We start from the raw sequence: 11,921 nt of genomic DNA, 5'->3' as shown, positions 1-11,921 counted from the left end.
ACGGTGTATCTTAAACGATTAGAAGTGATTGGATTTAAGTCATTTGCTGAACGAATTGGGATTGATTTTGTACCAGGTGTGACGGCGGTAGTTGGTCCGAATGGTAGTGGGAAAAGTAATGTAACCGATGCAATTCGTTGGGTATTAGGTGAACAATCAGCTAAATCACTTCGTGGTGCCAAGATGGAAGACATCATCTTCGCAGGAAGTGAATCGCGAAAAGCACTGAATTTTGCAGAAGTTACATTAATCCTTGATAACGAAGACGAGCGTTTACCAATTTCGTATAACGAAGTTAGTGTAACGCGTCGTGTTTATCGTTCAGGCGAAAGTGAATATTTATTAAATAAACAAACTTGCCGTCTAAAAGATATTACAGATTTATTTTTAGATTCTGGTTTAGGTAAAGAAGCGTTCTCGATTATTTCACAAGGTCGCGTTGATGAAATTTTAAATAGTAAGCCTGATGATCGTCGCGCTATTTTTGAAGAGGCTGCAGGTGTTTTAAAGTATAAAAAACGCCGCAAAAAAGCAGAACATAAATTGTTTGAAACAGATGATAACTTGAATCGCGTACTCGATATTCTACATGAATTAGATGAACGAATTGAACCACTTCAATTACAAGCTTCAACTGCTAAAGACTATTTAGAGATGAAGGACACACTACGCCAATTTGATATTGGTGTATTAATTCATGATATTGAACAAATCGACCACACCGTTGAGAAGTTATTACAAGATCAACATCAGTGGAATACGTCGCAACAAGAAAAACTTGTCGAAATTCAAAAGTTGGAGCAGCATATTGCGTCAATGAAAGACGAGTTACTTCAAGTTGGTCAAAAACTAGATGCAGATCAAAAAACAGTTGTAGAAGTGAGTGAAAACTACGCACGACTACAGGGCGAACAAAATCTATTTGCAGAAAAGCAAAAAAATGCTTCTGCGCAATTAAGTAAGCTAAAAGAATCTTTAAAACAAGCACAGTCTAAAAGAGATCAGTGGCAGAAGTCGCTTATTGAAAAAGAGCATGCTTTAAAAGAAGCGCAAAATCATGTCCACAAGTTACGAAAACATGTGAAACAATTAGAAACGGATTTAAATCGCTCAACAGATGAATTAGATGCAGAAATTGAAGATCAAAAAAGTACATATATCGAACGTTTAAATGAACAAGCGGCAACGAATAATGAACTGAAAAGTATCGAACAACAAATTCAACAGCAGCGTCAGTCCGATGAAAAAATCACATCAAAATCAAGTGAATTAACAACTGAGTTGCAACAAGCACAAGCAACGTTAGCAGAAGTAGAGCCGAAGTTAGATGCAATTCGATTAGAAATTGCAGAGCATTTAAAAGACTATGAAGCGACACAAGCCGAATTACAAAAAGCGAATACTCAATTAGCTGAAAAGCAAAAAATGCTTTATGAAGGTTATAATCACGTACAACAATTACGTTCAAGACGTGATACATTAGCTGAACTAGAGGCTGATTTTGCAGGGTTTTATCAAGGGGTTAAAGCTGTATTAAAGGCGCGTGAACAAAACCAATTACAAGGTGTACAGGGGGCAGTTGCAGAGTTAATTCATGCAAAAGGAGCTTATACACAAGCGATTGAAACAGCGCTTGGGGCAGCGATGCAGCATATTGTAACGGCAACAGATGAAGATGCAAAAAGAGCCATTCGTTATTTAAAACAAGTGCGTGCAGGACGTGCGACATTCTTACCGATGAATATTATGAAATCGCGTAAGTTATCACAAGCAGCGTTACAACCAATCCTTGATCACCCTTCATTTATTCAAACGGCTGATGAACTTGTTCAAGTTGATGAACGTTATCGTAGTATTGCAGAAAACTTATTAGGGCATATTCTAGTTGTAAAAGACTTAGATGGTGCAACGCAAATTGCGAAGTTTTTACAATATCGCTATCGTGTTGTCACATTAGATGGTGATGTTGTGAATGCGGGTGGTTCGATGTCTGGTGGCGGTGCGAATAAGCAACAAAATACCGTATTCAGTCGTAAAGCAGAACTGGAAACATTACAAGCAAATTTAGTCGAGATGGAAGAAACAATTCAGCAAGCTGAAAAGGTTGTGGCTGAATGGCAACAAAAAGCACAATCTGCTGCAACACTACTTGACGTACAACGTGATCATGGTGAGCAATTACGTGTTCAAGAGAATGAATTAGAAGCTACGTATCAGGCGACTGTGACGCAAGAGAAGATGTTACAACAAAGCTTATCTATTTATGGTTCTGAACAACAAGATACAACGTCACGCCATGCGATGCTTGTAACAAAGCAAGAAGCTTTAGTACAACAACTCGATCAAACAGCGAAAGAAATTCAACACTTAGAACAAGAAATTGAGCGTTTGAACGAATTGAAAGTTCAAATGAAGACAGCGCGTGATACATTATTAAATGAATTAGCGAATCAGCGTGAAGACCATGCACAAGCAATGGGTAAATTCGAAAGTATTCAAACTTCTACAGAAGAAACAAGAAGTTACTTTAATGAAGCAGCCGAAGAAGTATCTAAAATTCGACGTGAAATCGAATTTGTTACAAAAGGTGATGCAACTAATGGGCTTTCTGAAGAACAGTTCGAACAAGAGATTGCAAAACAATTAAAACGTAAGCAACAACTCGAAACAGCGATTGAACAATCCGTTGAAAAACGTGCTAACTTACAGCAACGCGTTGATGAAGAAACGACTACATTAAAAGAGATGCAGCGAATTCACCAACAATTTGTCAATGAACAAAACCAAGTGAAAATTCAACTTGGAAAACTAGAAGTAAAGCGCGCAAACGCTGTTGAACAATTACAACAAAACTATGATTTAACGTTTGAAGAAGCGCAACTAGAACCTGCATTAGAAGTGGATTTAGAAGTAGCGAAACGTAAAGTAAATATGCTATCTCAATCTATTAAGGAGCTAGGAGATGTCAATATTTCTGCGATTGAAGAATACGAGGCTGTTGCAGAGCGTCATGAATTTTTAACATCACAGCGTAATGATTTACTCGAAGCGAAAGACACATTGTATGAAGCAATTCGTGAGATGGATGAAGAGATGACGACGCGCTTTGGAACAACATTTAAACAAATTCGCATACACTTCCAGGAAGTGTTCAAAGAATTATTTGGCGGAGGTAAAGCAGATTTAATTTTGCTAGAACCCGATCAATTATTAACATCAGGTATTGAGATTGTTGCACAACCACCAGGGAAAAAACTGCAAAATCTAGGTTTACTTTCAGGTGGCGAACGTGCATTAACAGCAATCGCTCTATTATTTGCCATCTTGCGCACACGCCCCGTTCCATTCTGTATTTTAGATGAAGTAGAGGCAGCGTTAGATGAAGCGAATGTATCGCGCTATAGTCAATATTTGAAAAAATTCAGTGAAGATACACAATTCATTGTGATTACACATAAAAAGGTAACAATGGAAGGCGCGGATGTCTTATATGGTATTACGATGCAAGAACAAGGTGTATCTAAGTTAGTATCCGTTAAGTTAGAACAAGAAACAGTGTCCTAAAGGAGCGAATAAAACATGAGCTTTTTAAAGCGTATGAAAGAAAAATTGATGGGTGGACCATCAAAAGAAGAAGTGAAAGAACCAGAACAACAGGTAGAAGAAGTTGTTGAAACAGAAGAACCAGCTCAAGCGGAATTACCTGCTGTAGAAGAAGGAAAAGAGCAGGAAGTCGTTGAAGAAACAACAAAACCTGTTGAAGAAGAAACGGTTGAAACTGTACAAGAAGAAAAACAAGAAGTTGCCATTGTTGAAGAAGTAAAAGACGAACCAGAGGCAGAAAAAGAATCAAAAGGTTGGTTCCGTTCAGCTTTCTCAATTACTGAAAAGTTCAAATCAGGATTAACGAAAACACGCGACTCATTTACATCAAAAGTAAATGACTTAGTTGCACGTTATCGTACGGTAGACGAAGATTTCTTTGAAGAATTAGAAGAAGTACTTTTACAAGCCGACGTTGGTTTTGAAACGGTTATGGAATTAACAGAAATTCTACGCTATGAAGTACAGAAGAAAAATATCAAATCAACAGATGGAATCCAAGCATTAATCTCTGAAAAGTTAGTAGAGATTTATGAAAAAGCTGGAGACGACCATATTGAATTGAATTTACAACCAAAAGGCGAATTAACGGTGATTCTATTCGTAGGTGTAAATGGTGTTGGTAAAACAACAACAATCGGTAAATTAGCACACCGTTTAAAATCAGAAGGACGTTCAGTTATGTTAGCTGCTGGTGATACATTCCGTGCAGGTGCAATTGACCAATTACAAGTATGGGGCGATCGTGTCGGTGTTGAAGTGATTAAGCAATCGGAAGGTTCAGATCCAGCGGCTGTTATGTACGATGCTGTACATGCAGCGAAGAACCGCGGTGTGGACGTATTAATTTGCGATACAGCAGGTCGTTTACAAAATAAAGTAAACTTAATGAAGGAACTTGAAAAAGTACATCGCGTCATCTCACGTGAAGTACCAAATGCACCGCATGAAGTGTTGTTAGCACTTGATGCAACAACAGGACAAAATGCATTAATTCAAGCGCAAACATTTAAAGAAGCAACGAATGTTACAGGAATTGTCTTAACAAAATTAGATGGTACAGCTAAAGGTGGTATCGTAATTGCCATTCGTAATAAACTGCATATTCCAGTAAAATTCGTAGGGCTTGGTGAGAAGATGGACGATTTACAACCATTTGACCCAGAGCGCTATGTATATGGCTTATTTGCAGATGCGTTAGATGAGCAACTAAAAGAAGAAGAATAGGCTTCTCTTTGAATCCTAAGGTCTTGAGAATCTACGGATTTTCAAGACCTCTTTTTATGCCTTTTGCATGTGAGCGAAGGAATTTTCCTTTTCGATTGTCTAGGAAAATCCCCGACATGCTAGAGTCACAACCATCTCTTGATTGAAGACAAAAAGCGTCTTCAAGTCGAGCTGTTGAGTGCCTTCTGCATGTGAACGAGCCGATTTTACATTCTGATAGTCCAGTAAAATACGGCTACATGCCGACATCTCTTCGGTCATTCACTCAAAGTCAAAAAGCGACTTTGATTCATGCCCTGCAGAGCTGATAGCATGTGAACGAGCCGATTTTACATTCTGATAAGACAAGTAGTTTTACTTGACAGAAATAGGGTTTTTCATTAATATACAAAGGAATATGTCTACGAATGTATAAAAAATACTACACATGATAGAATAGATGTGTTAAGGAGAAGTTAACGATGCTTTTAGATAAAACAACACGTATGAATTTCCTTTTTGATTTTTACCAAGCATTATTAACGGATAAACAGAGAAGTTATATGCAACTTTACTATTTAGATGATCTTTCTTTAGGCGAAATTGCTGAATCGTATGAGGTGTCACGTCAAGCGGTTTATGATAACATTCGTCGAACGGAAGCGATGCTTGAGGAATATGAAGAGAAATTACAGCTTTTCCATAAATTCAAAAAAAGACAAAAGATTACAGACAAATTATCAGCTTGCTTACAAGATGACACAACAGAAAAGGCAGATTTATTGCCACTTGTTGAGCAATTGAAGCAAGACTAGGGGGCGACAATTATGGCTTTTGAGGGTTTAGCAGAGCGACTCCAAAGTACGATTCAAAAGATTAAAGGGAAGGGTAAAATTAACGAACAAGACGTTAAAGAAATGATGCGCGAAGTTCGTTTCGCTTTAATCGAAGCCGATGTTAACTTAAAAGTAGTAAAACAATTTGTTAAAACTGTAAGTGAACGTGCAATTGGTCAAGACGTCATGAAAAGTTTAACACCAGGTCAACAAGTTATTAAAATTGTACAAGATGAGTTGACGAATTTAATGGGTGGCGAACAAAGTCTTGTTAAATTTGCGACGAAACCACCAACTGTTATTATGATGGTCGGTTTACAAGGTGCCGGTAAAACGACAACTACAGGTAAATTAGCAAATCTATTACGTAAAAAATACAATAAAAAACCGTTGCTTGTAGCAGCCGATGTTTATCGTCCAGCAGCTGTAAAGCAATTAGAAACACTAGGTAAGCAATTAGGTATTCCTGTATTCCAAAAAGGTACAGAAGTATCGCCAGTTGATATTGCTAAAGAAGCATTAGAACATGCCAAAGAAGAACATCTCGATGTTGTGATTATCGATACAGCTGGTCGCTTGCACATTGATGAAAATCTCATGCAAGAATTAAAAGATATTCGCGCTTTAAAAGAGCCAGATGAAATCTTCTTAGTTGTGGATGCAATGACAGGTCAAGATGCTGTCAACGTTGCGAACAGCTTTAATGAAGCAGTTGGCATCACAGGTGTTGTTTTAACAAAATTAGACGGTGATACACGTGGTGGTGCGGCGCTATCTATTCGTACAGTAACTGAAAAACCGATTAAATTTGTCGGTATGGGTGAAAAAATGGATGCGCTTGAAACATTCCACCCAGAGCGTATGGCATCACGTATTTTAGGTATGGGTGATGTTTTATCATTAATCGAAAAAGCACAGGCACAAGTAGATGAAGATAAAGCAAAAGAATTAGAAGAAAAGTTTAAAACACAAACTTTTACATTTGATGATTTCCTAGAGCAAATGGCTCAAGTGAAAAAAATGGGACCATTAGAAGATATCTTGAAAATGATTCCAGGTGTGAATAAAATGAAGGGCTTAGATAATATTAATTTTGATGATAAACAAATTGATCATATCGAAGCCATTATTCAATCGATGACGATTGCAGAGAAAACCAACCCTGAAATTATTAACGCAAGTCGCAAAAAGCGTATTGCAAAAGGTTCAGGTTGTACGGTTCAAGAAGTAAATCGTCTCATTAAGCAATTTGATGAAATGAAAAAAATGATGAAGCAAATGACAGGTATGTCGACTAAGAATAAGAAAAAGTTCAAATTACCGGGAATGGATTCATTATTTAAATAAAATAATGTGTGTTAAGAAAAAATACTTTACAAGCTATTGTAATTTCATTTGATTTAAGGTAAAATAATGTGTGTTAAGAATAAACACTTTACAAACAATCGAAAGCTTGATATTATACTATCTTGTGTGAAACTTATTCGGAGGTGCAAAATAAACATGGCAGTTAAAATTCGTTTAAAACGTATGGGTGCTAACAAAGCTCCTTTCTACCGTATCGTAGTTGCTGATTCACGTTCACCACGTGACGGTCGTTCAATCGAAACAATCGGTACTTTCAATCCATTAACTTCTCCTGAGGAAGTTAAAATCGACGAAGCTAAAGCTTTAGCTTGGTTAGGTAACGGTGCGAAACCATCAGATACAGTACGTAACTTGTTCTCAAAACAAGGAATCATGGAAAAATTCCATAACTCAAAAAAAGGTAACTAATATTACTTTTTAAATAATCGGGGGTGACATTTGTGGAACAACTGATCGAAACAATCGTAAAACCTTTAGTCGATTTTCCGGATGATGTGAACATTACTGTTCAAGAGAGTTCGAATCGAATTGTTTATAAGCTTTCTGTAAATCCTCGTGATGTCGGAAAGGTCATTGGCAAACAAGGTAGCGTTGCAAAAGCAATTCGTGCAATTGTTTACTCAGCCGCAAGCAGTCACCGCATGAAGAAGACATACGTCGATATTCAAGATTAGCAGAAAAGGAGGGAGCTTATGTTCCTTCCTTTTTTGTTTAAAAAAATTAAAAGAGGTGTATCCAATGGAATGGTTTAACGTAGGAAAAATCGTCAATACACATGGTATTCGTGGTGAGGTACGTGTCATTTCGCAAACAGACTTCCCAGAAGAACGTTACGAAGTAGGCGCAGAATTAGGTATTTTTATTCCAGGTGAAAAAAAACCAACAATCGTAAAAGTGGCTTCTGCACGTGCGCATAAAAACTTTATCTTACTAACATTTGAAGGATATCCATTCATCCAAGATGTAGAAAAATTCAAAGGTTCGGAATTAAAAATTCACGAAAAATATTTAGATGATCTTGGTGATGATGAATTCTACTATCACGAAATCGTAGGTTGTACGGTATTCGATGAAGAAGATAATGAGATTGGTGAGATTACAGAGATTCTTCAAACAGGTGCAAATGACGTTTGGACAGTTAAAGGTGTAAATGGCAAAATGCATTATATCCCTGTCATTTTAGACGTTGTGAAAGAAGTCGATGTTGATGAAAAACGCATCACAATTGAACTGATGGATGGCTTATTATCATGATGAATATCCATGTATTATCGTTATTCCCTGATATGTTTGAAGGTGTTTTCGGTTCGTCTATTTTAAAGAAAGCACAAGAAAAAGGCGCTGTACAAATGAATGTGACAGATTTTCGTTCTTTTTCACAAAATAAGCATAATCAAGTAGATGATTATCCTTATGGTGGTGGTGCAGGAATGGTGCTGAAGCCAGAACCTCTTTTCCATGCAGTAGAAGATTTAGTCGCACAAGGTAAAAAGCCGCGCATTATTTTAATGTGTCCGCAAGGTGAGCGCTACGATCAAAAGAAAGCAGAAGAATTGGCTAAGGAAGAAGATTTAATCTTTTTATGTGGTCACTATGAAGGCTATGATGAGCGTATTCGAGAGTACCTTGTAACCGATGAAATCTCGATTGGTGATTTTGTATTAACAGGTGGCGAACTAGCCGCTATGACGGTCATTGATAGTGTCGTACGCCTTCTTCCAGGGGTTTTAGGACAAGAAGCTTCTCACGTCAATGATTCGTTCTCAACAGGATTACTTGAGCATCCACATTATACACGTCCTGCAGATTTTCGCGGCATGAAAGTTCCAGATGTATTAATGTCAGGAAACCATGCAAAAATTGAGCAATGGCGTATGGAACAATCGTTGAAAAGAACATTTGAACGTCGCCCAGATTTGCTTGAACACATTGAATTGACAAAAGAGCAACAAGCTTATTTAAAACAATTAAAAAATAATTCAAAGCTGTAAAGTATATTAGCTTGCAAGCGACTTTGAAGTATGATAGTATTTAAAATGCATTTCCTATGAGGAATGCCGTATTACGATGTTCCGCTGTAGCAACCAAGAGCGATCTATAAGAGCATCTGTCTAAGGAGAGAATAAAATGTCAAACATTATTACAGAAATTACTAAAGATCAATTACGTACAGACATCCCTGCATTCCGTGCTGGTGATACTGTAAGCATCGACGTTAAAATCGTTGAGGGTACTCGCGAACGTATCCAAAAATACGAAGGCGTTGTAATCAAACGTCGTGGTGGCGGTATTAGCGAAACTTTCACAGTGCGTAAAATTTCTTACGGTGTTGGTGTAGAACGTACATTCCCTGTACATACACCGAAAATCGCTAGCTTAACAGTTACTCGTCGCGGTAAAGTACGTCGTGCGAAACTATACTACCTACGTAACCTACGTGGTAAAGCAGCTCGTATCAAAGAAATTCGCTAATTTCTTAGCTGTTAAAGAGAGTACTATCCAATCGATTTCTTTTGGATAGTGCTTTTCTTTTTGCCTGTAAAAAGAAATCCTTGTACAATGAGTATAGAATGTAGAGGGAGGCGCGCTATGGAAACGAAACAAAAGAAAGAAAAGAATGAGCTATGGGAATGGACGAAAGCTTTAATTATCGCTTTTGCATTAGCAGCCTTCATTCGTTATGTGCTATTTACACCGATTGTCGTAGATGGGGAGTCGATGATGCCTACTTTACACAGTGGTGATCGAATGGTTGTGAATAAAGTTTCTTACAAGATTTCCGATATTCATCATAGCGATATTGTCGTTTTCCACGCTCCGGAGAAAAGAGATTATATTAAGCGTGTAATTGGTTTGCCGGGTGATACGATTGAATACAAGAATGATGTATTATATCGGAATGGTAAGGCGATTGACGAACCTTATTTACAACAATTTAAAAAAGCCATTCAAGATGGTGGCACATTAACAGAAGATTTTCAATTACAAGACTATGTACAAAAAGACAGAGTACCAGAAGGATATGTATTTGTAATGGGTGATAATCGACGTAATAGTAAAGATAGTCGACATATCGGACTCATTCCAGAGAACAAAATTATCGGTAAAGCGAGTATCGTTTTCTGGCCACTCGATCAATTTGGCTTAGTGAAATAGATGTAGGAGTGAGAGAATGACCATTCAATGGTTCCCAGGGCATATGGCGAAAGCTCGCCGTCAAGTAACAGAAAATTTAAAGCTAGTCGATATCGTATTTGAACTAATCGATGCGCGTTTACCCATGTCATCACGTAATCCAATGCTAGATGATATTATTCACCAAAAAAATCGTTTACTTATTTTGAATAAAGCAGATATGGCTGATGAAGTACAAACAAAGCGTTGGGTCCAATATTTCACAGATAAAGGACATCATGTTGTTGCGGTCAATTCGCTTGATTCAAAAGGTTTAAAGCGTGTTGTAAAGGCAGCAGAAGCAGTGCTGAAGCCAAAATGGGATCGTATGCGTGCAAAAGGTTTAAAAACACGTGCTATTCGTGCGATGATTGTTGGGATTCCGAACGTTGGTAAATCGACAATGATTAACCGTTTAGCGAAGAAAAATATCGCAAGAACAGGTAATACACCAGGTGTGACGCGTTCACAACAATGGATTAAAGTTGAAAAAGAACTTGAATTACTTGATACACCAGGGATTTTATGGCCGAAGTTTGAAGACCAAGAAGTAGGTTATAAGCTAGCTTTGACAGGCGCGATTAAAGATACGATTACGAACATGGATGATTTAGCGATTTATGGATTACGTTTCTTAGAAAAATACTATCCAACTCGTTTAGAAGAACGCTATAAAATTACAACTGTTGCAGAAGAAGTGGTGGAGACATTCGATCATATCGGACGTTTACGTAATGTAAAAGCAGCAGGTGGAGAAATCGACTATGATCAAGTATCAGAATTAATTGTACGCGATATTCGTAATGAGCATTTAGGAAAATTAACATTCGATTTCGTCGAAGATTATGAATAATGCAATCTAAGGCTGTTCTTTCGCTATAATAAAGCGAGAGGGCAGTTTTTTTATATAAAAATAAGAAAAAGAACCGATAGAAAAGTTAGATGAGAGGGAATTAGATGAAGACAATTAAAGCGATTAAAGAAGCGTTAGCACAAGAACATACATGGCAAGAATGGATGACGGAACTTGAACAAGATGAACGAGAAGGTGTAAAGAAAGGATTGCAATCTTGGAAACGTCAGCAAGAAAAAAGAGAGAAGCTACAACAAGAACATGAAGCGAAAATTCAATTTGATGATGCCTATCGTACACATGAAGGAGCATACATTGCAGGAACGGATGAAGCAGGTCGTGGGCCACTAGCAGGACCTGTTGTGACTGCGGCAGTTATTTTACCAGCAGAATGTGATGCATTAATTGGGTTAAATGACTCGAAAAAACTATCACTTGAAAAAAGAGAACAATTTATGCGACTCATTGAAGAACATGCTCTTGCAAGTTATATTCACTTTCAATCAGAAGAAGCAATTGATACATTGAATATTTACGAAGCGACAAGACAATCGATGAAGGCATCAATTGAAGGTTTATCAATTCAACCTGATTTTGTATTAGCCGATGCGATGACATTGGATATTACAATTCCACAAGAATCGGTTATTAAAGGAGATGCGAAAAGTTTAGCGATTGCTGCAGCTTCTATTTTAGCGAAAACCGCGCGTGATCATTATATGGAACAAATGGATGAAAAGTATCCAGGCTATGGATTTGCGAAACATGCGGGTTATGGCACAAAACAACATCTAGAAGCCATTCAACATTTAGGTGTGACACCGATTCATCGTAAGACATTTGAACCAATTAAATCGATGTTACAAAAGGAGTGAGAGAAC

Annotated in this window: 12 protein-coding genes; all 12 read left to right on the top strand. The window is 37.5% G+C overall.

Annotated elements, in window-relative coordinates; all coding sequences use genetic code 11:
• Positions 1-3: 3 nt before the first annotated feature.
• The gene (smc, locus tag ASO14_RS10745; RefSeq protein WP_068454957.1) at positions 4-3,564 is read left to right on the top strand and encodes a chromosome segregation protein SMC; all 3,561 of its coding nucleotides are present in this window, start codon (positions 4-6) and stop codon (positions 3,562-3,564) included.
• Between the two features lie 15 nt (positions 3,565-3,579).
• Entirely contained in the window at positions 3,580-4,830 is a 1,251-nt protein-coding gene (gene ftsY / locus ASO14_RS10740; RefSeq protein WP_068454955.1) for a signal recognition particle-docking protein FtsY, read from the top strand.
• Positions 4,831-5,291: 461 nt separating this feature from the next.
• Positions 5,292-5,624, top strand: coding sequence for a putative DNA-binding protein (locus ASO14_RS10735; protein ID WP_068454951.1), 333 nt, complete (start codon positions 5,292-5,294; stop codon positions 5,622-5,624).
• 12 nt (positions 5,625-5,636) lie between these two features.
• Complete coding sequence (ffh, locus tag ASO14_RS10730) at positions 5,637-6,992, top strand: signal recognition particle protein (RefSeq protein WP_068454948.1); 1,356 nt, start codon at positions 5,637-5,639, stop codon at positions 6,990-6,992.
• 156 nt (positions 6,993-7,148) lie between these two features.
• A complete protein-coding gene (rpsP, locus tag ASO14_RS10725; protein ID WP_068454945.1) occupies positions 7,149-7,421 on the top strand; it encodes a 30S ribosomal protein S16 in 273 nt (90 codons plus the stop codon).
• Between the two features lie 32 nt (positions 7,422-7,453).
• On the top strand, positions 7,454-7,687 hold the full coding sequence (locus ASO14_RS10720) for a KH domain-containing protein (RefSeq protein WP_068454942.1): 234 nt from the start codon (positions 7,454-7,456) through the stop codon (positions 7,685-7,687).
• Between the two features lie 64 nt (positions 7,688-7,751).
• Positions 7,752-8,267 carry a ribosome maturation factor RimM gene (gene rimM / locus ASO14_RS10715; protein ID WP_068454939.1) on the top strand — a complete coding sequence of 172 codons (516 nt, stop codon included), beginning with the start codon at positions 7,752-7,754 and terminating at the stop codon, positions 8,265-8,267.
• Positions 8,267-9,004 (top strand): tRNA (guanosine(37)-N1)-methyltransferase TrmD, encoded by a 738-nt coding sequence (gene trmD / locus ASO14_RS10710; protein ID WP_068457516.1) that lies wholly within the window; start codon positions 8,267-8,269, stop codon positions 9,002-9,004. Before rimM ends, trmD begins: the two co-directional genes overlap by 1 nt.
• Before the next feature lie 136 nt (positions 9,005-9,140).
• Positions 9,141-9,485: a 50S ribosomal protein L19 gene (gene rplS / locus ASO14_RS10705; RefSeq protein WP_068454936.1), complete on the top strand. Its 345-nt coding sequence runs from the start codon at positions 9,141-9,143 to the stop codon at positions 9,483-9,485.
• Positions 9,486-9,602: 117 nt separating this feature from the next.
• Positions 9,603-10,169 (top strand): signal peptidase I, encoded by a 567-nt coding sequence (gene lepB, locus ASO14_RS10700; RefSeq protein WP_068454933.1) that lies wholly within the window; start codon positions 9,603-9,605, stop codon positions 10,167-10,169.
• A gap of 16 nt (positions 10,170-10,185) precedes the next feature.
• Positions 10,186-11,040, top strand: coding sequence for a ribosome biogenesis GTPase YlqF (gene ylqF, locus ASO14_RS10695; protein ID WP_068454930.1), 855 nt, complete (start codon positions 10,186-10,188; stop codon positions 11,038-11,040).
• 104 nt (positions 11,041-11,144) lie between these two features.
• Positions 11,145-11,915, top strand: a complete 771-nt coding sequence (locus tag ASO14_RS10690; protein ID WP_068454927.1) for a ribonuclease HII — start codon at positions 11,145-11,147, stop codon at positions 11,913-11,915.
• The last annotated feature ends 6 nt before the right edge of the window (positions 11,916-11,921 follow it).

The sequence above is a fragment of the Kurthia sp. 11kri321 genome (genome assembly GCF_001534765.1).
Classification (GTDB): domain Bacteria; phylum Bacillota; class Bacilli; order Bacillales_A; family Planococcaceae; genus Kurthia; species Kurthia gibsonii.
The sequence above is the reverse complement of the archived record's forward strand: the minus strand, read 5'-3'. Positions and strand labels throughout refer to the sequence as shown.